The 23,379-nt window shown below is 73.3% G+C and carries 29 protein-coding genes; 14 read left to right on the forward strand and 15 right to left on the reverse strand.

The features are described 5' to 3' along the window. Nucleotides 1-53 precede the first annotated feature (53 nt). Nucleotides 54-944: a phosphoribosylaminoimidazolesuccinocarboxamide synthase gene (locus ACIGNX_RS06915; RefSeq protein WP_396537167.1), complete on the reverse strand. Its 891-nt coding sequence runs from the start codon at nucleotides 942-944 to the stop codon at nucleotides 54-56. Nucleotides 945-1,005: 61 nt separating this feature from the next. Here ACIGNX_RS06915 and ACIGNX_RS06920 point away from each other — a divergent pair, with 61 nt between their 5' ends. Genes ACIGNX_RS06920 through ACIGNX_RS06935 form a run of 4 tightly spaced genes read left to right on the forward strand, consistent with a single transcriptional unit; the run spans nucleotide 1,006 to nucleotide 3,930 of the window. Then, complete coding sequence (locus tag ACIGNX_RS06920) at nucleotides 1,006-1,860, forward strand: ABC transporter substrate-binding protein (RefSeq protein ID WP_396537169.1); 855 nt, start codon at nucleotides 1,006-1,008, stop codon at nucleotides 1,858-1,860. After that, a complete protein-coding gene (locus tag ACIGNX_RS06925) occupies nucleotides 1,857-2,687 on the forward strand; it encodes an amino acid ABC transporter permease (RefSeq protein WP_396537171.1) in 831 nt (276 codons plus the stop codon). Before ACIGNX_RS06920 ends, ACIGNX_RS06925 begins: the two co-directional genes overlap by 4 nt. Then, complete coding sequence (locus tag ACIGNX_RS06930; protein WP_396537173.1) at nucleotides 2,684-3,433, forward strand: amino acid ABC transporter ATP-binding protein; 750 nt, start codon at nucleotides 2,684-2,686, stop codon at nucleotides 3,431-3,433. The genes ACIGNX_RS06925 and ACIGNX_RS06930 overlap by 4 nt, the downstream gene beginning before the upstream one ends. A gap of 56 nt (nucleotides 3,434-3,489) precedes the next feature. Next, nucleotides 3,490-3,930: a hypothetical protein gene (locus tag ACIGNX_RS06935; RefSeq protein ID WP_396537175.1), complete on the forward strand. Its 441-nt coding sequence runs from the start codon at nucleotides 3,490-3,492 to the stop codon at nucleotides 3,928-3,930. A gap of 73 nt (nucleotides 3,931-4,003) precedes the next feature. Here ACIGNX_RS06935 and purB read toward each other — a convergent pair whose 3' ends face one another. The 7 genes from purB to ACIGNX_RS06970 form a co-directional block, all read right to left on the reverse strand. Further along, nucleotides 4,004-5,437, reverse strand: a complete 1,434-nt coding sequence (purB, locus tag ACIGNX_RS06940) for an adenylosuccinate lyase (RefSeq protein WP_396537177.1) — start codon at nucleotides 5,435-5,437, stop codon at nucleotides 4,004-4,006. Nucleotides 5,438-5,484: 47 nt separating this feature from the next. Further along, nucleotides 5,485-6,276, reverse strand: a complete 792-nt coding sequence (locus ACIGNX_RS06945) for a hypothetical protein (protein WP_396537179.1) — start codon at nucleotides 6,274-6,276, stop codon at nucleotides 5,485-5,487. Then, entirely contained in the window at nucleotides 6,273-6,803 is a 531-nt protein-coding gene (locus ACIGNX_RS06950) for an RNA polymerase sigma factor (RefSeq protein WP_396537181.1), read from the reverse strand. Before ACIGNX_RS06950 ends, ACIGNX_RS06945 begins: the two co-directional genes overlap by 4 nt. Nucleotides 6,804-6,850: 47 nt before the next feature. After that, entirely contained in the window at nucleotides 6,851-7,435 is a 585-nt protein-coding gene (locus ACIGNX_RS06955; protein WP_396537183.1) for a TetR/AcrR family transcriptional regulator, read from the reverse strand. 13 nt (nucleotides 7,436-7,448) lie between these two features. Next, a complete protein-coding gene (locus tag ACIGNX_RS06960; RefSeq protein ID WP_396537185.1) occupies nucleotides 7,449-7,772 on the reverse strand; it encodes a DMT family transporter in 324 nt (107 codons plus the stop codon). Nucleotides 7,773-7,857: 85 nt separating this feature from the next. Next, complete coding sequence (locus tag ACIGNX_RS06965; RefSeq protein ID WP_396537187.1) at nucleotides 7,858-8,607, reverse strand: hypothetical protein; 750 nt, start codon at nucleotides 8,605-8,607, stop codon at nucleotides 7,858-7,860. 17 nt (nucleotides 8,608-8,624) lie between these two features. Continuing rightward, nucleotides 8,625-9,143: a SigE family RNA polymerase sigma factor gene (locus tag ACIGNX_RS06970; RefSeq protein WP_396537189.1), complete on the reverse strand. Its 519-nt coding sequence runs from the start codon at nucleotides 9,141-9,143 to the stop codon at nucleotides 8,625-8,627. A gap of 152 nt (nucleotides 9,144-9,295) precedes the next feature. Between ACIGNX_RS06970 and ACIGNX_RS06975 the strand changes: the two genes are divergently transcribed. From ACIGNX_RS06975 to ACIGNX_RS06985, 3 genes are all read left to right on the forward strand, one after another. After that, complete coding sequence (locus ACIGNX_RS06975; RefSeq protein WP_396537191.1) at nucleotides 9,296-10,318, forward strand: threonine aldolase family protein; 1,023 nt, start codon at nucleotides 9,296-9,298, stop codon at nucleotides 10,316-10,318. Between the two features lies 1 nt (nucleotide 10,319). Next, nucleotides 10,320-10,451 carry a hypothetical protein gene (locus ACIGNX_RS06980; RefSeq protein ID WP_396537193.1) on the forward strand — a complete coding sequence of 44 codons (132 nt, stop codon included), beginning with the start codon at nucleotides 10,320-10,322 and terminating at the stop codon, nucleotides 10,449-10,451. Nucleotides 10,452-10,583: 132 nt separating this feature from the next. Continuing rightward, complete coding sequence (locus ACIGNX_RS06985) at nucleotides 10,584-10,928, forward strand: HAD-IA family hydrolase (RefSeq protein WP_396537195.1); 345 nt, start codon at nucleotides 10,584-10,586, stop codon at nucleotides 10,926-10,928. A 28-nt stretch (nucleotides 10,929-10,956) separates the two neighbouring features. On the opposite strand, the gene ACIGNX_RS06990 is transcribed toward ACIGNX_RS06985, so the two are convergent. Both ACIGNX_RS06990 and ACIGNX_RS06995 read right to left on the reverse strand, forming a co-directional pair. After that, complete coding sequence (locus tag ACIGNX_RS06990; RefSeq protein WP_396537197.1) at nucleotides 10,957-11,130, reverse strand: hypothetical protein; 174 nt, start codon at nucleotides 11,128-11,130, stop codon at nucleotides 10,957-10,959. Between the two features lie 68 nt (nucleotides 11,131-11,198). After that, entirely contained in the window at nucleotides 11,199-12,353 is a 1,155-nt protein-coding gene (locus ACIGNX_RS06995; RefSeq protein ID WP_396537199.1) for a pyridoxal phosphate-dependent aminotransferase, read from the reverse strand. Between the two features lie 392 nt (nucleotides 12,354-12,745). On the opposite strand from ACIGNX_RS06995, the gene ACIGNX_RS07000 reads away from it, so the two are divergent. From ACIGNX_RS07000 to ACIGNX_RS07020, 5 genes are all read left to right on the forward strand, one after another. Further along, nucleotides 12,746-13,477 carry a maleylpyruvate isomerase N-terminal domain-containing protein gene (locus ACIGNX_RS07000; RefSeq protein ID WP_396537201.1) on the forward strand — a complete coding sequence of 244 codons (732 nt, stop codon included), beginning with the start codon at nucleotides 12,746-12,748 and terminating at the stop codon, nucleotides 13,475-13,477. A gap of 117 nt (nucleotides 13,478-13,594) precedes the next feature. Then, entirely contained in the window at nucleotides 13,595-15,127 is a 1,533-nt protein-coding gene (gene purF, locus ACIGNX_RS07005) for an amidophosphoribosyltransferase (protein WP_396537203.1), read from the forward strand. A gap of 86 nt (nucleotides 15,128-15,213) precedes the next feature. Continuing rightward, on the forward strand, nucleotides 15,214-16,275 hold the full coding sequence (gene purM / locus ACIGNX_RS07010) for a phosphoribosylformylglycinamidine cyclo-ligase (RefSeq protein WP_396538174.1): 1,062 nt from the start codon (nucleotides 15,214-15,216) through the stop codon (nucleotides 16,273-16,275). A gap of 88 nt (nucleotides 16,276-16,363) precedes the next feature. Further along, nucleotides 16,364-16,792 carry an alternative ribosome rescue aminoacyl-tRNA hydrolase ArfB gene (gene arfB, locus ACIGNX_RS07015; protein WP_396537205.1) on the forward strand — a complete coding sequence of 143 codons (429 nt, stop codon included), beginning with the start codon at nucleotides 16,364-16,366 and terminating at the stop codon, nucleotides 16,790-16,792. 10 nt (nucleotides 16,793-16,802) lie between these two features. Continuing rightward, nucleotides 16,803-17,459, forward strand: coding sequence for a class I SAM-dependent methyltransferase (locus tag ACIGNX_RS07020; RefSeq protein WP_396537207.1), 657 nt, complete (start codon nucleotides 16,803-16,805; stop codon nucleotides 17,457-17,459). An 89-nt stretch (nucleotides 17,460-17,548) separates the two neighbouring features. Here the strand turns inward: ACIGNX_RS07020 and ACIGNX_RS07025 are convergent, their stop codons facing one another. The 3 genes from ACIGNX_RS07025 to ACIGNX_RS07035 form a co-directional block, all read right to left on the reverse strand. Continuing rightward, a complete protein-coding gene (locus tag ACIGNX_RS07025; RefSeq protein WP_396537209.1) occupies nucleotides 17,549-17,902 on the reverse strand; it encodes a hypothetical protein in 354 nt (117 codons plus the stop codon). Between the two features lies 1 nt (nucleotide 17,903). Continuing rightward, entirely contained in the window at nucleotides 17,904-18,692 is a 789-nt protein-coding gene (locus ACIGNX_RS07030) for a hypothetical protein (RefSeq protein ID WP_396537211.1), read from the reverse strand. A gap of 108 nt (nucleotides 18,693-18,800) precedes the next feature. Continuing rightward, nucleotides 18,801-19,508, reverse strand: a complete 708-nt coding sequence (locus ACIGNX_RS07035) for a Crp/Fnr family transcriptional regulator (RefSeq protein WP_396537213.1) — start codon at nucleotides 19,506-19,508, stop codon at nucleotides 18,801-18,803. A gap of 326 nt (nucleotides 19,509-19,834) precedes the next feature. On the opposite strand from ACIGNX_RS07035, the gene ACIGNX_RS07040 reads away from it, so the two are divergent. Next, a complete protein-coding gene (locus ACIGNX_RS07040) occupies nucleotides 19,835-20,899 on the forward strand; it encodes an NADH:flavin oxidoreductase/NADH oxidase (RefSeq protein ID WP_396537215.1) in 1,065 nt (354 codons plus the stop codon). A gap of 72 nt (nucleotides 20,900-20,971) precedes the next feature. Here ACIGNX_RS07040 and ACIGNX_RS07045 read toward each other — a convergent pair whose 3' ends face one another. Continuing rightward, nucleotides 20,972-21,157 carry a DUF3073 domain-containing protein gene (locus tag ACIGNX_RS07045; RefSeq protein WP_396537217.1) on the reverse strand — a complete coding sequence of 62 codons (186 nt, stop codon included), beginning with the start codon at nucleotides 21,155-21,157 and terminating at the stop codon, nucleotides 20,972-20,974. 162 nt (nucleotides 21,158-21,319) lie between these two features. Between ACIGNX_RS07045 and ACIGNX_RS07050 the strand changes: the two genes are divergently transcribed. Next, nucleotides 21,320-22,201, forward strand: coding sequence for a hypothetical protein (locus ACIGNX_RS07050; protein WP_396537219.1), 882 nt, complete (start codon nucleotides 21,320-21,322; stop codon nucleotides 22,199-22,201). On the opposite strand, the gene ACIGNX_RS07055 is transcribed toward ACIGNX_RS07050, so the two are convergent. Then, entirely contained in the window at nucleotides 22,154-23,350 is a 1,197-nt protein-coding gene (locus ACIGNX_RS07055) for an MFS transporter (protein ID WP_396537221.1), read from the reverse strand. The genes ACIGNX_RS07050 and ACIGNX_RS07055 overlap by 48 nt on opposite strands. Between the last annotated feature and the right edge of the window lie 29 nt (nucleotides 23,351-23,379).

Below are 23,379 nucleotides of genomic sequence, written 5' to 3' on the forward strand. Positions count from 1 at the left end.
CGGCGTGTCGGCCGCTCCAAGACGAGGTGACGCCCGGGTGCGGACTCGGCGAACTATTCCGGGCTGGGCCAGTCGGCGAAGGAGCGCCCGGTGATCCGCTCGTACGCCTCCACGTACCGCGCGCGGGTCGCGGCCACCACGTCGTCGGGCAGCGGCGGCGGAGGGGTGTCGGAGGCCCGGTCCCAGCCGGAGGCGGGCGAGGTCAGCCAGTCGCGCACGTACTGCTTGTCGAACGACGGCTGCACGCGACCCGGCTCGTAGCCGTCCAGCGGCCAGTAGCGCGACGAGTCGGGCGTCAGCACCTCGTCACCGAGCACCAGCGCGCCGGAGCGGTCCAGCCCGAACTCGAACTTGGTGTCCGCCAGGATCACGCCGCGGGACCGGGCGTACTCGCGCGCCGCGCCGTACACCTCCAGCGTGACGTCGCGCAGCCGGCCGGCCAGCTCCGCCCCGACCTGCGCCTCGACGTGCTCGAACGGCACGTTCTCGTCGTGCGCGCCCAGTTCGGCCTTGGTCGCCGGGGTGAAGATCGGCGGCACCAGCTCGGACGCCTCCACCAGCCCCGGCGGCAGCCCCACCCCGCACACCGATCCGGTCCGCCGGTACTCGGCCATGCCCGACCCGGTCAGGTAGCCGCGCGCCACGCACTCGACCTGGACCATCTCCAACCGCCGCACCAGCAGCGCCCGGCCGCGCACCTCGGCGGGGATGCGCGGGTCGTCCCACGCGACCAGGTGGTTGGGCGTCGAGTCCGCGAACCGCTCGAACCAGAACACGCTCATCGCGGTGAGGACCCGGCCCTTGTCGGGGATCGGGGTGGTCAGCACGTGGTCGAAGGCGGAGATCCGGTCGGACGCCACGAACAGCAGCAGGTCGTCGTCCACCTCGTGGACGTGGCGGACCTTGCCGGCGGCGATCTGCCGGTAGTCGGCGAGCTTGGGCACCGCCGAAGCCTACTTGTCCCAGCTCATGGGCGGCCCTTCCCACCTGCGGCAAGATTCACCCATGCGCGCACCCGGACTCCTGCTCGTCGCCGCGACCGCCGCCCTCGCGGTCGCCTGCGCCCCCGCGGACCAGACCGCGCCGCCCACGAACCAGGTGGACGGCGTGACCTGCACGAAGGACAAGCTGCCCACCCTGACCCCGGGCAAGATCACCTTCGGCACGGACCAGCCCGCCTACGAGCCGTGGTTCGTCGACGACGAGCCGGCCAACGGCAAGGGCTTCGAGTCCGCGGTGGCCTACGCGCTCGCCGAGGAGCTGGGCTACGCCAAGGGCGACGTGGTGTGGACGCGGGTGCCGTTCAACGCGGCCATCCAGCCGGGCAAGAAGACCTACGACATGGACCTGAACGAGTTCTCCATCACCGACGAGCGCAGGCAGGCCGTCGACTTCTCCGCGCCGTACTACGACGTGGACCAGGCCGTGATCACGCTGAAGTCGTCCAAGGCGGCGGCGGTGAAGACGCTGGCCGAGCTGAAGCAGGTCAAGATCGGCGCGCAGGTGGGCACGACGAGCTTCGACGCCGCCGAGCGGTTGCAGCCCGAGCAGGACGTGGCGGTCTACAACACCAACGACGACGCCAAGGCCGCGCTGCGCGCCGGGCAGATCGACGCGCTGGTCGTGGACCTGCCGACGGCGTTCTTCATCACGTCCGCGGAGCTGACCGACGGGCTGATCGTCGGCCAGGTCCCGGCCGGCGACGGCAAGCCCGAGCAGTTCGGCATCGTGCTGGACAAAGGCAGCCCGCTGACCGCCTGCGTCTCGACGGCGGTGGAGAACCTGCGCGCCAAGGGCACGCTGGCCGGGATCGAGCGGGAATGGCTGTCGGCCGCGGGCACCGCACCCGAGCTGAAGTGACGAGCGAGCTGCAGCGGGAGCGCCTGGCCTACCGGCGCTCCCGCTCGCGGCGGTCCACCCTGGTCGCCCTGCTGTCGACCGCCGTGTTCGCCGTCGCCGTCGGGGTCACCGTCGCCCGCGCCCCGGGCTGGCCGCGCGTGCGGCGGTCGTTCTTCGACGTGGAGGTCGCGTGGCGCTCGCTGCCCGCGATCCTGGAGGGGCTCTGGCTGAACCTGCGGGTGCTCGTGGTGTGCGGGGCGCTGATCCTGGTGCTCGCGCTGGTGGTGGCGGCGCTGCGGACGGTGCGCGGCCCGGTGTGGTTCCCGCTGCGGGCGCTGGCCACGGTGTACGTGGACCTGTTCCGCGGCCTGCCGCTGATCATCCTGCTGTACCTGGTGGGATTCGGCCTGCCTGCGCTGCGGCTGACCGGGGTGCCCAACGACTTCGTCGTGCTCGGCGGGCTGGCGCTGGTGCTGACCTACACCGCGTACGTGGCCGAGGTGTTCCGCGCCGGCATCGAGTCGGTCCACCCGTCGCAGGTCGCGGCCGCCCGCTCGCTCGGCCTCGGCCCGCGCAGGACGCTGCGGCTGGTCGTGTTGCCGCAGGCCGTGCGGCGGGTGATGCCCGCGCTGCTCAACGACTTCGTGGCGCTGCAGAAGGACTGCGGGCTGATCTCCGTGCTGGGCGCGGTGGACGCGGTGCGGGCCGCGCAGATCGAGCAGGCCCGGTCGTTCAACTTCACCCCGTACGTGGTGGCCGGGCTGCTGTTCGTGCTGCTCGCGGCGCCCACGGCGCGGTGCGCCGACGCCCTGGGCCGCCGGCTGGAACGCCGTCAGGGGGGCCGATGACCGAGCCGGTGCTCAGCGTGCGGGGCGTGGTCAAGCGGTACGGCGACCGCACCGTGCTGGACGGGATCAGCCTCGACGTGCGGGAGCACGAGGTGGTGACCGTGATCGGGTCGTCGGGGTCGGGCAAGTCGACCCTGCTGCGGTGCGTCAACCTGCTGGAGGAGCTGGACGACGGCCAGGTGCTGCTCGACGGCGTGGACGTGTCCGACCCGCGGGTGGACGCCGACGTGGCCCGGCGCGGCATGGGCGTGGTGTTCCAGGCGTTCAACCTGTTCCCGCACATGAGCGTGCTGGACAACGTCACCCTCGCGCCGCGGGTGGTGCACGGCGTGCCCCGCGAGCGGGCCGAGCGCGACGCCCTCGACCTGCTCGACCGGGTGGGCCTCGCCGACCGCGCGCGCAGCTACCCCGAGCGGTTGTCCGGCGGGCAGCAGCAGCGGGTGGCGATCGCGCGGGCGCTGGCCTACTCGCCGCGGCTGCTGCTGTTCGACGAGATCACCAGCGCGTTGGACCCGGAGCTGGTCGGCGAGGTGCTGGCGCTGGTCAGGGAGCTGGCGACGAGCGGGCGGACGATCCTGATGGCGACGCACGAGATGGGGTTCGCCCGCCAGGTCGCCGACCGGGTGGTGTTCCTCGACGGGGGCCGGCTGGTCGAGTCCGGGCCGCCGGAGCAGGTGCTCGGCGAGCCGACCCACCCGCGCACCCGGCAGTTCCTCCGGCGGATCATCGAGGCGGGCCGCCTTTAGGCCGCACGGCAGACGCCACTTGGGGTATCGGACGAGTGACCCCTACTCTGCTTGGCGTGGTCCCTCGGAAGGCATTTGCGGCGCCCGTCGCGGCGAGCGGCGGGCTGCTCCTGCTGCTGCTCTCGAGCGCCTGCGCGAAGCCGTCGGCGAGCCCGGAGCCGGTGGTGCTCCCGACGATCTCCAGTTCCGCGCCGGTGACCTCGGTCCCGGCCGTCGCGAACATCTCCGTGCAGCCGGCGCCGACCACCACCACCACGCCACCGCCGCCACCGACGGTCGCCGACACGACCGAACCACCGCCGCCGGCGCCCCCGCCGGCGGCACCGCCGCAACCGCAGCCGCCGGTCGAGACGACGACCACCCCGCCGCGGTTCGACGAGGTGGCGCTGGAGGGCTTCCCGTGCGAGCAGCAGGGCGCGAAGGCGGTCGACCCCGCGGGCCGCGACCTGGTCTGCGAACGGACCCGCCGCGGCCGGCTGGTCTGGGACAGGGCTTGACGGCCGCTGCTCCGCGGCCGGCGGCTCGGTCGACCGGAAGTCGGTCGTTCGCGTCCTGATCCCCGGCGGTCGGTCAGAGGATCGGTTCGGGGACGTAGCCGGCCGCGGCCGGGAACTCCGCCAGCACGTCCTCCACCTGCCGCACCACGTCGGCCACCTGCTGCTCGGCCACGCCGGTGAACGACAGGCGGTCGGCCAGCAGGGCGTCCAGGGCGGCCCGGTCCAGCGGCAGGCGGTCGTCGGCGGCCAGGCGGTCCAGCAGGTCGTTCCCGGCCAGGCCCTCCTCGCGCATCGCCAGCGCCACGGCGACGGCGTGCTCCTTGATCACCTCGTGCGCGGTCTCCCGGCCCACGCCCGCGCGCACCGCCGCCATCAGCACCTTCGTCGTGGCCAGGAACGGCAGGTAGCGGTCCAGCTCGCGGGCCACGACCGCCGGGTACGCGCCGAACTCGTCCAGCACCGTGAGGAACGTCTCCAGCAGCCCGTCGAACGCGAAGAACGCGTCCGGCAGCGCGACCCGGCGCACCACCGAGCACGACACGTCGCCCTCGTTCCACTGGTCGCCCGCCAGCTCGCCCACCATCGACAGGTAGCCGCGCAGGACCACCGCGAAGCCGTTGACCCGCTCGCACGACCGGGTGTTCATCTTGTGCGGCATCGCGCTGGAGCCGACCTGACCCGCCTTGAAGCCCTCGGTGACCAGCTCGTGGCCCGCCATCAGCCGGATCGTCTTGGCCAGCGACGACGGCCCGGCGGCCAGCTGCACGAGGGTGGACACCACGTCGAAGTCCAGCGACCGCGGGTAGACCTGGCCGACGCTGGTCAGCACGGTGGCGAAGCCCAGGTGGCCCGCGACCCCGCGCTCCAGCTCCACCAGCTTGTCCCGGTCGCCGTCGAGCAGGTCGAGCATGTCCTGGGCGGTGCCGACCGGGCCCTTGACGCCGCGCAGCGGGTAGCGGGCGATCAGCTCGTCCAGCCGGCGGAACGCCACCAGCAGCTCGTCCGCGGCCGTGGCGAAGCGCTTGCCCAGCGTGGTGGCCTGGGCGGCGACGTTGTGCGACCGGCCCGCCAGCACCAGGTCGGTGTGCTCGGCGGCCCGGCGGGCCAGCCGCGCCAGGACGGCGGCGGTCTTGCCGCGCACGTGCTCCAGCGACCGCAGCACCTGCAGCTGCTCGACGTTCTCGGTCAGGTCGCGCGAGGTCATGCCCTTGTGCACGTGCTCGTGCCCGGCGAGCGCGTTGAACTCCTCGATGCGGGCCTTCACGTCGTGCCGGGTGACGCGCTCGCGCTCGGCGATGGACGCGAGGTCGACCTGCTCCACCACCCGCTCGTAGTCCGCGACGGCCTCGGCGGGCACCGCCACGCCCAGCTCGGCCTGGGCCTTCAGCACGGCGAGCCACAGCCGCCGCTCCAGCACGACCTTGTGCTCGGCGGACCACAGCGTGGCCAGCTCGGTGGAGGCGTAGCGACCGGCGAGGGCATTGGCGATGCGGGGCTTGACCGTCACGTGACCAGCTTATTTCGCCCGGACGGGCGACCGGACGCCGGGGAGCGTCACGGCGCCACCAGCGCCGGGTCGGTGGCCAGCTCGACCAGCTGGTAGGTGGTCAGCGACACCCCGGTCGGCACGACGCCGGACGCCTCGGGCTCGTAGCCGTGCGCGGTGATCTCGACGACCGAGCCGTCGAGGCGGAAGTGCGCCACGGTCCGCGTGGCGGTCGTGGGGTCGGAGGTGGTCGCGGAGGTCAGGTAGCTGCCGTCCGGCCGGCGCACGGGATCGTCGCAGGTGAGGTCGGCGCAGAACTCGGCCGTCGTCATCCGGGCGCGGGGCGGGACGATCCGCGCGGTCACCCTGCTGGTGCCCACGCCGTCGACGAAGCTCACGGTCGCGTAGAGGTGGCCCGGCGGCGGGTCGGTGACCGGGTCAGCGTCGGTGCGCACCACCTTCACCTCGGGCGCGACCTGGGGGAACCGCTTGACCAGGTACGCCGTGAGGTGGTTCCCCGCGTCGTCCGAGGCGAACGCCGGTGCGGTCGCGGGTGGCGCCGCCACGGTCGCCGACGGCGGCTGCGGCGGCGCGGTCGACCCGGGGTCGAGCGGCGGCGACGCCGTGGTCGTCAGCACGGACCCGGTCGCCGCGTCGACGGTCGACCGCCGGTCGAGCACGCCGGGCAGCGTCAGCGCCGTGCCGGTCAGGACCACCGTCACCACCGCCACGGTCACCAGCGCGCGCCGCCTCCGGCGCACGTGCTGCGCCCGTTGGATCAGCTCGTCGGGGTCGAAGTCCAGCGGCGGCTCGTCGCCGACCGCGGCCCGCAGACCTTCCCGGAGCTCCGCCTCGCTCACGACGCCACCACCGCCCCTCGCTCCAGCTGCTCGACCGCCGCGCGCAGCGCCACGAGCCCGCGGGCGGTCTGGCTCTTCACGGTGCCCTCGGTGCACCCCATCGCCAGGGCCACCTCGGTCACCGGCAGGTCCTCGAAGTACCGCAGCACCAGCACGGCCCGCTGCCGCGGGGGCACCCGCAGCAGCGCCGCGTGCACCAGGTCGCGGGCCCAGAGCCGCTCGCCCGCCAGGTCCGGGTCGGTGGTCGCGTCGGCGACGTCGGGCACCTCGCCGTCGCGCTGCTCGGCGCGCCGCCACGGCCGCCGCTTCTCGTCCAGCCAGGTGCGCAGCAGCACCTTGCGCGCGTACCCGGAGGCGTTGTCGCGCCACTCGATGCGGTGCCACGCCTGGTAGAGCTTGAGCAGGCTGGCCTGCATCAGGTCCTCGGCCGTGTGCCAGTCGCCGCAGAACAGGTAGGCGGTGCGCCGCAACGAAGCGGCGTGGCCCACCGCGAAGTCGCGGAAGCCCTGCTCGTCGGCCTTGCGCATGAGATCCGGTCCCCTTCCGCGCCCCCACCCCTTCCACGCGCGGGGGATCAGCGGGGTTGCATCGCCTTGCGCAGCATCCGGCGGGCCGCCGCCCTGGGATCCGGGCTGATCTCGATGAGCGCGTTGACCACGGCGCCGTCGACCAGCGCGATCAGCTCCTCGACGCGTTCCCGGCCGACCGGTTGGCCCGCCCGGGTGAAGATGTCGAACAGCAGAGAGTGCAGCTCGCCAGACATCCGCCGCATCAGCGGTCGCAGGTAGGGCCGCCGCCCGGTGGCGACGAGGCGTTCGTAGCGCAGCAGCACGGCCTCGGCGTCGCCGTCGCCGGACGGGCCCAGCAGCAGGTCCAGCACCAGCTCGACGAACGCGTCCCCGCCGCACTCGCGCGGGTCCAGCTCCTCCAGCCTGGCCTTGCCGTAGGCCAGCTCGGCGTTGCCGTGGAACTCCAGGGCCGCGGTGACCAGCTCGTCCAGCGAGTCGAAGTAGTACGTGGTGGAGGCCAGCGGCAGGCCCGCGCGCTCGGCGACGGCGCGGTGCCGGATCGCGTCGAAGCCACCGTCGGCCAGGAGGCCCGCGGCGGCTTCGACCAGCGCCTGGCGCCGGCGCTCGCCCTTCGGCGTTGCGGCTGTCATTGCAGGAAAGGTACTAGTGCCCGCCACCGGCCAGGTTGAGGCCGATGACACCGCTGACGATGAGGCCGAGGGAGACCAGCTTGACGGTGCCGACGCCGTCGCCGAGCCAGATCATGCCGATCACGGCGGTCAGCGCCGCGCCGATGCCGGTCCACACGGCGTACGCGGTGCCCGCGGGGAGCTGCTTCATCGCCCAGGCCAGCCCGGCGAAGCTGATCAGCGCGCACACCGCGAACGCCGCGGTCCACCACAACCTGCTGAAGCCGTCGGAGAGCTTCAGCGCGACGGCCCAACCCGCCTCGAAGAAGCCGGACACGATGAGCACGGCCCACGCCATGACGACCACCTCCCAATCTGGCACAAGCGTACCAATTTAGTGGTACGCACGTCCCAGAATAAGGGGTGACGTGCCTCTCCGCGCCTCAGATCCGGGCGGCGAGCCTGGCCGCGAGCCCCGGCAGCTGCGCCTGGAACGGGTCCACCCCGCCGTCGTCGGACCGGCTGATCACGAACAGGTCCTCGCCGGCGGACGTCTTCGCCGAGGCGTACGCGTCCGCGGGGTCGGGCACCACGGGAGCCGCCCCGACCGGCGCGACCACCACCGACACCGTGCCGCGGACGTCGCCGTCGCGCACCGGCAGGCTCGCGCCGCGCTCGGCGGGCGGGCAGAACCCGAGCGGGGCGGACGCCTGGTCGGCGTTGGCGACCGGGAGCTCGTCGGCGAGGGCGACGGCGAGCTCCCGGTCCACCTCAACGCACCCGCGTTGGGCGTTGCCGACCGACGGGCGGTCGGCGCTCCCGGATGGCTCGTCCCCCTGCGCAGACGGGTCATCGGGGAGGCTCAGGGGCATTTCACCGCCGGGGTCGGGCGATGCGTCCTTCGGCATCATCTCCGGCTCGCCGGCGCTGAAAGGTGTGACGTTAGGGGACGAGGCGTCGTGAGCGGAACCCGCCGCGGCGAGATCACCGCCGGGGTCCCGCGCGAGGTTCGAGCCCACGACCAGGCCGCCGAAGACCAGCGCCACCGCCAGCGCGGAACCGGCCGCGATCGCCGACCTGCGCCGCGCGGTCGCCCGCGCCGAGGCCGACCGCACGGCGGCCACGTCGAAGGACGGCGGCGGCGCGTCACGGGCCGCGTCGCGGAACAGCTCCGAGAGCCTCTGCTCGTCCACCTACCTCCTCCTCCCGCTCACGACGCCGGCCGCAAGTCGTCGATCGTGTCGCCCAGCGCCTCGCGCAGGGCCTCCAGCCCCCGGGAGGTCTGGCTCTTCACGGTCCCCTCGGAGCAGCCCAGCGCCTCGGCGGCCGCCGCGACGTCCAGGCCCTCCAGGAACCTCAGCACGAGCACCGCCCGCTGCCGGGGCGGCACCCGCCGCAGGCCGGCGACCAGCGCCTCGCGCGTGGCCACCGAGTCCGCGACCTCGCCGTCGCCCGAGGGCGTCTCCGGGACCTCGTCCACGAAGCGCTCCCGCCGCCACGGCCGCCGCGACTCGTCGATCACCGCGCGCACCAGCGTCCGGCGGACGTAGGCGTCCAGGGCCTGCTTGTCCCGGACCTTGCGCCACCTGCGGTGCAACGCGACGAACGCGGTCTGCGCCAGGTCGTCCGCCCGGTGCCAGTCACCACAGAGCAGGAACGCCGTTCGGCGCACGGCCTCCCGGCGAGCCACGAAGTACTCCGCGAACTCCTGCTCGTCGCGCTGATCCACGCGGACTCTCTCCGCTCGTCGTGCTTGCACTGACCGGACGGAACCGGCGGGGTCCACGGTTGCACGCCGGTGCGCCGAGACTTGCGTCACCCCCATGGTGGTACGGGCGACGCGGTCGGGTCAGGGCTTGCCCGGTGTGATGTGATCCGTTCGTGACCCGGTTCTCCCCGCTCGACTTCCGCTCCGACACCGTCACCCGGCCGGACGAGGCCATGAGACTGGCCATGTCCCGCGCCGAGGTCGCCGACGACGTGCTCGACCACGACCCGACCATGCGGCTGCTCGAGGAGCGGGTGGCGCAGGTCCTGGGGGTGGAGGCGGCGTTGTGGGTGCCGTCGGGGTCGATGGGCAACCTGATCGCGCTGACCGTGCACCTGCGGCCCGGCGACCGGTTCCTCGCGCCGCGCGGCGCGCACGTGCTCGACAACGAGCTGGGCACGGCGGCGTGGATCGCGGGCGGGATGCCGCACCCGCTGGAGTGCGACGCCGGGCCCGGCCGGGCGACGCCCGACGCGGTGCGCGCGGCGGCCGGCACGTCCGGGCCGTACTACACGCTGCGCACGACGCTGCTGTGCCTGGAGAACACGCACAACGCGGCCGGCGGGGCCGTGACGCAGCCGGACGAGCACGCGCTGCTGGTCTCGGCGGCCAGGGAGACCGGCCTGCGGGTGCACCTCGACGGGGCGCGGCTGTGGAACGCGTCCGTGGCGCTGGGGCTGCCGCCGGCGGCGCTGGCGGTCGGGGTGGACACCGTGCAGGTGTGCCTGTCGAAGGGGCTCGGCGCACCGGTCGGGTCCGTGGTGGCCGGGTCGTCGTCGTTCGTGGCGGAGGCGCGGCGGGTGCGCAAGATGCTCGGCGGCGGGGTCCGGCAGGGCGGCGTGCTGGCCGCCGCGGGCCTGATCGCGCTGGACCGCGTCGACGACCTCGCGCGGGACCACGCCAACGCCCGGGCGCTGGCCCGCGGCCTGGCCGACCTGGGCTGGCAGGTGGACGACGAGCCGGAGACCAACATCGTGCTGGCCGGCGTGCCCGACCTGGACGTGACGCTGGCGGGGCTGCGGCACCTGGGCGTGCTCGCCGGGCCGATGGCGGGCAAGGTGCGGTTCGTGCTGCACCGCGACGTGGGCGCGGAGGACGTGGCCGAGGCGTTGCGGCGGATCGGGTCGGCGAGCTGACGTGCGCTGGGTGGTGTTCGACTGCGGCGAGGTGATCGGCAGGCCGAACGGGGTCATGCCCGCGCCGGCGGGGGTGCTCGGGGTGCCGGTCGAGGACTTCGCTCGCGCGTACTGGGCCGCCCGGCGGCCGTAGGACGCCGGTCAGCCCGACCTGGCGTACTGGCGCGCGGTCGGCGACGCGGTCGGCGTGCCGGTGGACGAGGAGCTGTCGCGCCGGCTGACCGAGGCCGACGTGCGGGGGTGATCGCGGCTCGAGCCGGAGGCGGTGGCGCTGGTGGCGGAGCCGGCGGGGGCCGGCGTGCCGCCGGCGCTGCTGTCCAACGCGCCGGCGTCCCTGGCGCGGGTCGCCGAGCGCGAGCCGTGGGCCGGGCACTTCCGGCACCTGGTGTTCTCCGGTGACGTGGGCGTGGCCAAGCCGGACCCGCGGATCTTCGCCGTGCCGGCGGAGCGGCTCGGTGCCGACCCCGCCGACTGCGCGTTCTTCGACGACCGGCCGGAGAACGTGGCCGGTGCGGTCGCGGCGGGGCTGACCGGGGTGCTGTGGCAGGGCCCGCGGCACGCCCGGGAGGTGCTCGGGACCTGGCGGGGCGACCCGGCCGGCTCCGCCTGAACCAGGCGGAGCGGAGGGGGTCCGGCGATCAGGGGCCCTTGATGCCCTTCGGGCGCTTGTTGCTCTTGATGGCGCCGTACGCGGCCGTGCCGAGGAAGAGCACGCCGCCGATCACCGCGAGCCAGAAGAGGCCCTTGACGACCGCGCCGAGGACGGTGAGCACGAGCCAGGCCGCGAGCAGCCACAGGATTATCCGCACCATGCCCACACGAACGGATGATCTCCGGGTTCAGTTCCCCCACGCACCGTTCCGAGCGAGTAAGAATGTCGTCATGATGACGACAACCAGCCACCCATCCGCCGCAGCGCCTCCTCGATGTCGGTGGCGGCCCCGGCGAAGGACATCCGGATGAACTCGTGCCCGCGCACGGGGTCGAAGTCGATGCCCGGCACGATCGCGACGCCCGTGTCGTCCAGCAGGCGGCGGCAGAAGCCCATCGAGTCGTCGGTGAGGTGGGAGATGTCGGCGTAGGCGTAGAACGCGCCGTCGGCGGGCGCGACCTCGTCGATGCCCAGGTCGGCCAGGCCCTTGAGCAGCACGTCCCGGTTGAGGCGGTACCCCTCGACCAGCCGTTCGGTCTGCGCGTACGACTCGGGCTCGAACGCGGCGACGGCCGCGTGCTGGGCCAGCGCGGGCGGGCAGAGCGTGAAGTTGCCCGTCAACCGGTCCACCGCGCGACGCAGGTCGGGCGGCAGCAGCATCCACCCCAGCCGCCAGCCGGTCATGGCGAACGCCTTGGAGAAGGAGTTGACCACGATGGAGTCGCGGGAGGTCTGCCAGGCGCTGGCGAGCGGCGCGCCGTAGCTGATGCCGTGGTAGATCTCGTCGCTGACCAGCCGGACGTCGTGCTCGGCGCACCAGCCCGAGAGCGCGGCCAGCTCGTCCGGCGACAGCACGGTGCCGGTCGGGTTCGCCGGGCTGGCCACCACGAGCCCGTCGAGCGGACCGGCCTCGGCGAGCATGTCGACCGTGGGCTGGAACCGCGTCTCCGGGCCGCAGGGCAGTTCGACGACCTCGCAGCCCAGGGCGGTGAGGATGTTGCGGTAGGCCGGGTAGCCGGGCCGGGCCAGCGCGACCCGGTCGCCCGCGTCGAAGGCGGCGAGGAAGGCCAGCAGGAACCCGCCGGAGGAGCCGGTGGTCACCACGACGTCGTCGGGGGAGACGTCGAGCCCGTACTGCCGGGCGTAGTGCCCGGCCAGGGCCTCCCGCAGCTCCGCGATGCCCAACTGCTCGGTGTAGCCCAGTGTCCGCTCCCGCAGGGCGCGGTGCGCGGCCTCCAGCACGGGCGTGGGCGCGGGGCTGGACGGCTGCCCGGCCGCCAGCGACACGACGTCCCCGACCAGGCGCTGCCGGCGTGCGGCGGCGGACAGCACTTCCATGACGTGGAACGGAGGCACTTCGGCACGACCGGCGACACCCGACATGCGCGCCAGGCTAATCGACACCCCATCCGCATCCCCTGCCTCACCTCCGCCCCCACCTCCGCCTCGCCTCTGCTCCCGCCTCACCTCTGCTCCCGCCTCACCGCCGCCTGCCGCTCCTGCTCGCCACCACATCCGCCGGCACCTGCTCCGGGCCACCTACGCCACGGCCGACCGACCCGCCGCGACCGACCCATCGCGAGCACTCACCGCGAGCACCCGACCGGCGACCGGTGCCCGGGTGCCGCCGCCCAGGCAGGGTGATCGTGATCGAACGGCACCGCCGGCGCCGCCCCTGCGTCGTTGTGGGGGAAGGGTCGGTACATCCGCCGCCGGGACGCGCGCCCGTGCGGCACGATGACCGCGCACCGATCGACTCGAGCGGGAGGCTGGACGTGCCTGGAGGTTGGACCACCCAGCGGTGGACCGAGGTGTTCACCGCGCAGGCGGCGATGTTCCGGGCGGCGGTCGGGAAGGCCGACCCCGCCGCCGCAGTGCCCAGTTGCCCCGGCTGGACGTTCACCGACCTCGCCCTGCACGTCGGCAGGTTCCTGGAGACCTCCCTGGAGTACCTGCGCACCGGCAGCGCGGTCCGCCTCCGCCTCCCCGAACCCCCGGTCGACGTCGTGCCCCTGGCCTACCTGGACGACCAGCTCGCCAAGGCCGCCGAGCTGCTGCCGGCCATCCCGGGCAACCGCGCGGCCTGGACGTTCTCGCCCTCCGCACCGGACCTGGCGTGGGTCTGGCACCGGCGCATCGCCCACGAGCTGGACCTGCGCCGCTGGGACGCCCAGGCCGCCCTGCGGGAACTCGTGGTCGGTGACGCGGACTTCGCCGTCGACGGCATCGACGAGGCGCTCACCACCCTGCTCGCCGCCAAGTACGCCACCGACGTGCCACCGACCGCCAAGGGCACGGCGCTCGTGCAGCTCACGGACGTGCCGGAGGCGTGGGTGGTGACGTTCGCGCCGGACGTGGTGCCGGAGGTGCGCGCCGCCTGGCCGGGTGAGGAGGCGGACCTGGTGATCACCGGCGAGGCGCAGCTCGTCCACTACGGCCTGTGGGGTCGCCTGCCGCTCGAACACACCGGTGACGAACAGGTCTGGTACGCCCTCAAGCTGGACTGATGTCCCGGTGATGGTGCGTTTGGTCACGTAGGAGGGGGTCCGAGGGGGGTAGTAGACCCCTCGACAGCCTTACACTCGACGGTGCAGCCCGGACCTTCGTCGCTAGGGAGCAACCTGGTGGTCACCGACCATTCAGCAACCGGCCGCACTGACCCCGACACCCAGGAAGAACGCGAACCCCGCGAAGAATGCGGTGTGTTCGGCGTGTGGGCACCCGGCGAGGAAGTCGCGAAGCTCACCTACTACGGCCTGTACGCGCTGCAGCACCGCGGCCAGGAAGCGGCGGGCATCTCCGTCGGCGACGGCAGCCAGGTGGTGGTCTTCAAGGACCTCGGCCTGGTCAGCCAGGTGTTCGACGAGCAGGTGCTCCAGTCGCTGCGCGGCCACGTCGCCGTCGGCCACTGCCGCTACTCCACCACGGGGTCGACCACGTGGGAGAACGCGCAGCCGACGTTCCGCACCACGGCCACCGGCTCGGGCCTGTCGCTGGGCCACAACGGCAACCTGGTCAACACCGCCGAGCTGCTGGCCAAGGCCCGCGAGGTCGGCGTGGACACCGGCCACGGCGCCACCACCGACTCCGACCTGGTGTGCGGCCTGCTCGCCGCCCAGGCCGCCGACATCGGCATCGAGCAGGCGGCCATGCAGCTGCTGCCGACCCTGCTCGGCGCGTTCTGCCTCGCCTTCTCCGACGAGTCGACCCTCTACGCGGCCCGCGACCCGCAGGGCGTGCGGCCGCTGGTGCTCGGCCGGCTGGAGCGCGGCTGGGTCGTCGCGAGCGAGACGGCGGCGCTGGACATCGTCGGCGCGTCGTTCGTGCGCGAGGTCGAGCCGGGCGAGCTGATCGCGATCGACGAGAACGGCCTGCGGTCGAGCCGGTTCGCCAACCCCGAGCCCAAGGGCTGCCTCTTCGAGTACGTCTACCTGGCCCGCCCGGACACCACGATCGCCGGTCGCTCGGTGCACGCCACCCGCGTCGAGATCGGCCGCCGGCTGGCCGCCGAGCACCCGGTGGAGGCCGACCTGGTCATCCCGGTGCCCGAGTCCGGCACGCCCGCCGCCATCGGCTACGCCCAGGCCAGCGGCATCCCGTACGGCTCCGGCCTGGTCAAGAACGCCTACGTCGGCCGCACGTTCATCCAGCCGTCGCAGACGATCCGCCAGCTGGGCATCCGGCTGAAGCTGAACCCGCTGCGCGACGTGATCCGGGGCAAGCGCCTGGTCGTCGTGGACGACTCGATCGTGCGCGGCAACACCCAGCGGGCCCTGGTCCGGATGCTGCGCGAGGCGGGCGCGGTCGAGGTGCACGTGCGGATCGCGTCGCCGCCGGTCAAGTGGCCGTGCTTCTACGGCATCGACTTCGCCTCCCGCGCCGAGCTGATCGCCAACGGCCTGGACACCGACGGCATCCGCCGCTCGGTGGGTGCCGACTCGCTCGGCTACGTGTCGCTGGAGGAGCTGATCGCGGCCAGCGAGCAGCCGAAGTCGCGGCTGTGCTCCGCGTGCTTCGACGGCGACTACCCGATCCCGCTGCCGGACGACGCGCTGATCGGCAAGCACCTGCTCGAGGGCATCCGGGGCGTCTCGGGCTCGGCCACCCCCGTCCTGACGAACGGGTACGGTGCCGAGGACGCCCTGCAACGCCCCTGACCACCGGTGGGCCGGGCGTGCGACGCGCGGATCGACCAGTCTTGCCCTGACATCGTGGATGCCCTGAGATCGTGGAGCACAGAGACGTGACCGACAGCGCCAAGGCGACCTACGCCGCAGCTGGAGTAAGCATCGAAGCCGGTGACGAGGCGGTGGAGAAGCTCAAGCCGTGGGCGGCGAAGGCGCAGCGTCCCGAGGTGCTCGGCGGCATCGGCGGGTTCGCGGGGCTGTTCCAGCTCCGGCTGGACCGCTGGAAGGAGCCGGTGCTCGCCTCGTCCACCGACGGCGTCGGCACCAAGATCGCGGTCGCGCAGGCGATGGACAAGCACGACACGGTCGGCATCGACCTGGTCGCGATGGTCGTGGACGACCTGGTGGTGTGCGGCGCGGAGCCGCTGTTCCTGCAGGACTACATCGCGATCGGCCGGGTCGTGCCGGACAAGGTCGCGGCCCTGGTCAAGGGCATCTCCGAGGGCTGCGTGCTGGCGGGTTGCGCGCTGCTGGGCGGGGAGACCGCCGAGCACCCCGGCCTGATGGGCGAGGACGACTACGACATCTCCGGCACGGGCGTCGGCGTGGTCGAGGCCGCGGCGATGCTCGGCCCGGACCGCGTCCGCGCGGGTGACGTGGTGATCGCCATGGGGTCGTCCGGCCTGCACTCGAACGGCTACTCGCTGGCGCGGCACGTGCTGCTGGACATCGCCCGGATGCCGCTGGAGGGCCACGTCGAGGAGTTCGGCCGCACCCTCGGCGAGGAGCTGCTGGAGCCGACCCGCATCTACGCCAAGGACTGCCTGGCCCTGGCCGCCGAGGCGGAGGTGCGCACGTTCGCGCACGTCACCGGTGGCGGCCTGGCGGCGAACCTGGCCCGCGTGCTGCCCACCGGCCTGCGCGCGAACCTCAACCGCGGCACCTGGACGCCCGCGCCCGTGTTCGCCCTGATCGCCCAGCGCGGCCGGGTGGAGCGCGAGGAGATGGAGAAGACGTTCAACATGGGCGTCGGCATGGTGGCCGTGGTCGCGCCCGAGGACGTCGACCGCTCCCTGGCCGTGCTCACGGCACGCCACGTGCCCGCGTGGGTGCTGGGCGAGGTGGTCCGCTCCGACGAGCCGGGCGCCGCCCTGGCCGGGGACCACCCCCGCTTCTAGCCCTTCGCGGCGACCTCCGGGGGCCGTCAATCCGTGCCGAGCGGTAAAGCCCGCGACGCTGCCGGGGTGGACCTTCTAACCTGTGCTGGTGGCCGAGGACCTGACCGTGACGCGGACGCTGGTGATCCCGGCGGCCGAGTTGAGCGAGCGGTTCTCCCGGTCGTCCGGGCCCGGTGGGCAGGGCGTGAACACGGCGGACAGCCGGGTCGAGCTGAGCTTCGACCTGGCCGCTTCGCCGTCCGTGCCGGGGTGGCTGCGCGCGCGGATGCTCGGTCGGCTGGAGAAGCGCCTGGTCGACGGCGTGCTCACGGTCGTCGCGAGCGAGCACCGGGCCCAGTTGCAGAACCGGCAGGCGGCCCGCGAGCGGCTGGCGCGGCTGCTGCGCGACGCGGCCGCCGCGCCGCCACCGGTGCGGCGGCCGACCAAGCCGACCAAGGGTTCGCAGGAGCGCCGCATCTCGGAGAAGAAGCGTCGCGCCCGGACGAAGCAGGGTCGGCGCGGCAACGGCTGGGACTAGGGTCTCGGGCGTGACCGAGTCCGAGTTCCTGACCATGACGCGCATCGCCTACGACACCGTCGCCCACAGCTACGCCGACCTCGTGCGGGACCTCCTCGCGGAGGCGCCGGCGGACCGGGCGGTGCTGGGGCTGTTCGCCGAACTGGTCTCCGGGCGGGTCGCGGACGTCGGCTGCGGTCCCGGCCGGATCTCCGGCCACCTCGACGGGCTCGGCGTGGACGTCTTCGGCGTCGACCTGTCCCCGGAGATGGTCGCCGTGGCCCGCCGCGACCACCCGGGCCTGCGGTTCGAGGTCGGCTCGATGCTCGACCTCGACCTGCCGGACGCCTCGCTGGGCGGCGCGCTGGCCTGGTACTCGCTCATCCACGTGCCGTGGGAGGAGCACCCGGCGGTGTTCGCCGAGTTCCACCGCGTCCTCGCGCCCGGCGGCCTGCTGCTGCTGGCGTTCCAGATCGGCGACGAGGTCCGCCGGTTCGAGGAGGGCTACGGGCACGACATCCTGCTGGACCTGTACCGGATCAACCCCGACCGGGTGCTCGGGCAGCTCGCTGCGGCCGGGTTCGAGCCGCACACCCGCCTCGAACGCGAGCCGGTGGACCCGCGCTGGGAGAAGACCCGGCAGGGCTACCTGCTCGTGCGCAAGGCCGCTCGGCCCGACCGGGTGTAGGGGCGCTCCGGCCGACTCGCCGACCCCACCGCTCACCGACCCCACCGCTCGGAGGTCACCGGCCGCCGTTGCCCGGTCACCGTCGTCGATCAGCGGCGCGCGCCGGCCGCGTAGTCCCCGACCGTGCGCGGCAGGGCCGGACCCACCTCGTGCAGCACCGCGCGCAACGGGCGGGCGGCTTCCGGGCGTTCCCACAGCATGGTGTGGATGCTGCCGCGCCACTCGGTGGTGAACTCGGCCCGCGCCAGGTCCAGCCGCACCCGCGGCGCGGCCACCAGCCTGCCCCTCGCCTCGTCCAGCCGGGCGCTGACCAGGTCGGCCAGGTCGGGCGCGAGGACCGCGGCCACGCGCGTGCGCACGTCGGACCACTGCTCGCTGTCCGCCACCGCGGCCAGCGCGCCCGCCGCCGCGCCGGCGAGCAGTCTCAGCGGTTCCTCGCGCACCTCACGCCCTCTCGTCGCGGTCCCCGCGGTAGACCGGGCCGAAGTGCGAGCCCCGCTGGTCGTTGCGGTCGAAGTTCTGGATCAGGTCGGCCTTCTGGGTCGGCACGTGCGCGTCGCCCCCGGCCTGGACGACCGTGGAGGCGCCCGAGGCGACCGCGTACTGGTTCACCGCGGGCGCCGGGGTGGCGGGCGGCGCGTCGCCACCGAGCACCAGCGAGTGCACGTCGCCGCCGGGCAGCCACATCCAGCCGTGGCCGGCGAAGTTCTTCACCCGCACGTCCACGCGCCGGAAGTACTCCGGCCGCAGCGTCGTGTACCCCGGCACGACCAGCGAGTCGAACAGCGACTCCGACAGCACCACGACCAGGTCGGCCGTCGACTGCTCCAGCGCCGCGTGCGGCGGCTCGCTGTTGAGCAGCCTGCTGACCAGCACCGCGTCCTGGCCGGGGTAGCCGTTGGCGCCCTGCACGGTGGTGCCGAAGTGGATCGCCAGGCGCAGCCGCAGCTTCGCCTCCGGCACCCGGTAGCGGTTGGTCTTGCCCAACTCGACGTCGAGCGCCCGCACGTACCGGTCCACGACGTCGCCCTCCGGCGTCGTGGCCGGCAGCACGGCCCACTCCTCGTCGCCCTTGGCCTGCCTGCTCCACGTCGTGCGGTCCAGGCCCGCGGCCTCACCGGCCCGGTCCAGGGTGCGCACCAGCAGTTCCTGGAGCTCGCGCTGGAGCTGGTCGTCCGCCGCTCCGTAGCTCTTCAGGTCACAACAGACCAGCAGGCTGCGCTGGAAGTTCATCGGCCGAACCCTTTCGACGGCGTGCTGACGCACCGCGGGCACGCGGCTGCGCAGAGTCACTGTGGACTACTGCATCGGCGGTAATACCGCAGAAATGCGGTCCCCGCCTCAGAAGCCGGCGAATTTGCGCAGTCCGTCCAGATCGGGCACCAGCACGTCGCGCCTGAGGTGACTCACCACCACCCCCGCTTTCCGCAGATCGGAGAACGCCTTCTCGGCCGTCCTGGGCTTCATCCCGGCGATCGAGGCGAGTTCGACCTTCGTGAGCGGAATTCCCAGCGTCCACCCGTGCGCCTCTTCGCGCCCGTAGGTCTGCACCAATTCGGCCAGCACCCGGGCGACCCGTTCGGCGGCGGGGTGGGACAGGAAATCGCGCCGGCGCTGGTTGGCCCAGCGCAACCGGTCGTTGATCATCCCGATCAATTCGACGAACACGTCGTTGCGCCGGTGCAGGAAGCTCATCAGCTCACCGCTGGTGATCAGCTTCGCGACCACGTCGCCGCACGTGACGACGGTGGCCGAGCGCGGCTTCTGGTCCAGCGCCGCCATCTCGCCGACCAGGTCGCCCGCGACCCGGATCGCCAGCAGCGCCGTGTCGCCCGTCTCGTCCGTGGTCTGCACCTTGACCACGCCGTCGAGCAGCAGAAGGACATGAGTGTCCTTCGCGTCCTGCTCGATGACCTCGCGGTCGGCCGTGTAGCGCACGACCGTTCCGATGTTCAGCAGTTCTTGTCGGGTGTTGTCTCGGAGGCGGCCCAGGAGGCTGTTGCTGGGCCACCCTGGATCCTGCGTCATCGTGGTCGGCATGGGCAGCATGTGGATCCTGTTACTGTCGTGACCGGCGGGAACTTCCATTGGGCCGACCCGGAGTCGGGCGGCAAGTGATGGTCTCCCCGAACGTGCTGCGGACAGTACACCCGAATGGGCGTAACTGCTGTCCTCTTGTTCGGCGTTTTGCCGATCGACCCGTCGTCGAAGATCACGTGCGAATGCACGCGCAATACCGATTCGAATGGAATTCCGCAGCTCCCGCGAGGTGGGACGGCCGACACACCGGGGAACAACGGGTGGCTCCGGGGTACTTGACCGGGATGACGAGCCGCAGGGCCGTTGTCATACCGGAACCTCACCAGGAGTCGCACGTGAGCCTGCTGTTCAGCCCGCTGACCCTCCGCACCGTCACGCTGCCCAACCGCGTCGCGGTCAGCCCCATGTGCCAGTACTCGGCGCGGGACGGCCACCCGAACCAGTGGCACCTCGTGCACCTCGGCTCGCGTGCGCTCGGCGGCGCGGGCCTCGTGTTCACCGAGGCGACCGCCGTGCAGGCGGTCGGGCGCATCTCGCCCGAGGACACCGGCCTGTGGGACGACGCGCACGTCGACTCGTGGCGGCCCGTCGTGGACTTCATCCACGCGCACGGCGCCGTCGCGGGCGTGCAGCTCGCCCACGCCGGGCGCAAGGCCTCGACCTACTCGCCGTTCGCCACCCGCCGCGGCGGGGTCGCGGACGCCGACGGCGGCTGGACACCCGTCGGGCCCGGCCCCGAGCCGTTCGACGCGCACTACCGCACGCCGGCCGAGCTGGACGTCGAGGGCATCGGGCGGGTCGTCGCCGACTTCGCCGCCGCCGCACGGCGCGCGCTGGCGGCCGGCTTCCGGGTGGTCGAGGTGCACGCCGCCCACGGCTACCTCCTGCACGAGTTCCTGTCGCCGCTCAGCAACCACCGCGCGGACGCCTACGGCGGGTCCCTCGGCAACCGCACGCGCCTGGTGCGCGAGGTCACCGCGGCCGTCCGGGAAGCCGTCGGCGAGGACGTGCCGGTGTTCGTGCGCATCTCCGCCACCGACTGGGTCGAGGGCGGCTGGACCGCGGAGGACAGCGTCGTGCTGGCACGCGACCTCGCGGCCCTGGGCGCCGACGTGATCGACGTGTCCACCGGCGGCAACGTGCCCGTGGCGGACATCCCGACCGGCCCCGGCTACCAGGTGCCGTTCGCCGAGACCGTGCGGCGGAAGGCCGACGTGCCCACCGCGGCGGTCGGCATGATCACCGACGCCCGGCAGGCCGAGCAGGTCCTCGCCGATGGCTCGGCCGACCTGGTGCTGCTCGGGCGGGAACTCCTGCGCGACCCGTACTGGCCGCTCCACGCGGCGCGGCAGCTGGGGGTGCAGGTCGACCCGCCGAGGCAGTACGCCAGGGCGTTCTAGGGCCCGTCGCAAAGGTCGGGCTGCCGGTCTGGAGAACCGGCAGCCCAACCTCAGCAGCGGGTGTGTTGTGTGTCAGCGACGGTAGTCGTCGTAATCGTCGTCCGACGGGTCGTCGAAGCGTTCTTCGCTTCGGCGACCACCAGCGGACTCGCCGCCGGACAGCTCGCGTTGCAAGGCGTCGACGTCGATGTTGTGAGAGCTGTATTTGAGCTCCCGCGCCACCTTGGTCTGCTTGGCCTTCGCTCGGCCGCGCCCCATGGCTCGACCCCCTCGCACAGGGACGGGGGCGGCCGGGGGAACGGCGGCCCCACTCGTCTCGACAACTAGTTCCTGGTAACTACCGTACCGTGTCGAAGGGGTTCCCCGCGACGCGGTAGGCGTGACACGTGCCGCCAAATCTCACCGTGGGAGGATGCGCGGGTGCCTCGACCGTTCGTCGCCTACCTCAGGGTGTACGAACCGCTGTCGGCTCTTGACGCACCGTTGGCCGATCAGGTGCGGAAAGCCCTGGAAACAGGGGCTCTGAGCCGTGCGGACGTCGGCGCGCGGGAGCGGGAGCTGTGGCTGCGATCACAGCTGGCCCGGCCGCGTCGCCTCCTGCCCGGTGAGCGGTCGGACGGCAGCGTCGCGCCCGACGCGCCGTTCGACGTGATGACCATCAGCCCCGCCGAGGTGCCGGGGGAGGTCGGTCCGGGACCCCTGGTCTGCCCCCTCGACCTGCGCGCCAGGTCGGCCGCCGCGCTGGTCGGCTTCCTGGCCGCGGCGACCGGCCCGCTGCTCGACGAGACCGTGCCGGTCGAGCCGGAGGCGGTCCGGTCCCGGGCCTCCGCGGTCATGGCGGAGCTGACCGCGGGCGCGGTGCACGTCATCTCGACCACGTGGACGGTGCCGCTGCCGTGGTTCGCCCTGGTCGAGCCGGAGGCGCGGCGCGTGGTCCTGGCGCCGAAGGACGACCCGGAGCGCCAGGTGTCGTGGCGGGTGTCCATGGCGGACGCCCGCGCGCGGGTGGCCAGGGCGCACCGGGTGGTGACGACCTCGCTGGGCGAGGGCGGTCCGGCCAAGGTGCTCGCGGACACCGGGCGCTGGCTGGACCACTTCGCGCCCGACTCGGCCGTCGAGCTGGACTACGGCGGCCTGGTGCAGCTCATCGACGACCAGGACCTGCTGGAGGACAGCTCGGCGGCCGACGTCAACGCGATCGTCGACGCCCTGGAGACCGGTGACGCCGAGGAGGTCGCCCTCCGGTACGAGCGGCTACGGGACTTCTGGGGCGAGCTGGCGCGCCGCGAACGGCACGGCTAGCAGCACCCGGGCCGCCACGGCGGCGACCGCGGCCAGGAGCAGCGCGGCGGGCCACCCGAGGCCGGCCGCGACCCAGCCGGCCAGCGGTGGCGTGACGGTGGCGCCGAGGTAGTTGGCCGAGTTCTGCATGCCCAGCGCGATGCCGGTCCGGCCGGGGGGCGCGAGCTCGCCCGCGGCGGTGATCGCGACGCCGTTCCAGCACAGCGCCAGGGCCGCCGTGGGCACCAGGACGGCGACCAGCGCCCACACCGGGGCCCGGTCGAGCACCGCGCAGAGCACGAACCCGACCGCGATCAGCACGCTCAGCACCTTCAGCGGTCCCACCCGGGTGGGTGAACGGTCCGACCACACGCCGACGACCAGCCGACCGGCACCGCCGCCCACCTGGGCGACGGCGAACAGCCCGGCCGCCGCGCCGACGGCCACGCCCCGGTGGTCGTGCAGCAGCTCGACCATGAGGGAGGCGGCGGTGAACTGCGGAACGACGAGCAGGCCGCTCGCCGTGCTGAGCCGGATCAGGTCCGGGTCCTTGAGCACGACCCCGTGCCGGCCCTGCCCGGACCGCACCGCCCACGGCGGCTCCCGCACCCACACGGCCACGGCGACCGCGACGAACGCGGTGAAGCCCGCCAGGGCGAGGAACGTCGCCGGCACGCCCGCGTGCAGCGCGACGACCGGCAGCACGGCGGCGGCCAGGGCCGCGCCGAGCGGGGTCGCGGTCTGCCGCAGGCCCATGGCGAAGCCGCGCCGCCGCGCGGGGAACCAGGTCAGCACCGCCCGGCCGCTGGCCGCGTTCACGCTCGCGCCGAGCAGCCCGACCCCGACCAGCGCCACGCCCGCCACCACGGGCCCGTCGAACGCGGCGAGTGCCAGGCACCCGGCCGCGCCGAACCCGCCGACGGCCATGACCAGCCGCTCGCCGTGCCGGTCGGCGGCGGCGCCCCACAGCACGAGGGTGAGCATGGTGCCGAGGTTGACCGCGCCGAGCAGCAGGCCGACCTGGGGCAGCGTCAGCCCGAAGTGCGCGCGCAGCTGCGGGGTGATCGCGGGCAGGCCGAGGAACACCGCGGCGTTCGTGCCCTGGGCGAGCGCGCCCACCGCGAGCACCACCCAGCGGTACCCGGGCGTGGTCGAGCGTTGTTGTGCCATCGATCGGGCACGTTAGGCACTCTGTCCAA

Source organism: Actinosynnema sp. NPDC053489 (assembly GCF_044544865.1).
Classification (GTDB): domain Bacteria; phylum Actinomycetota; class Actinomycetes; order Mycobacteriales; family Pseudonocardiaceae; genus Actinosynnema.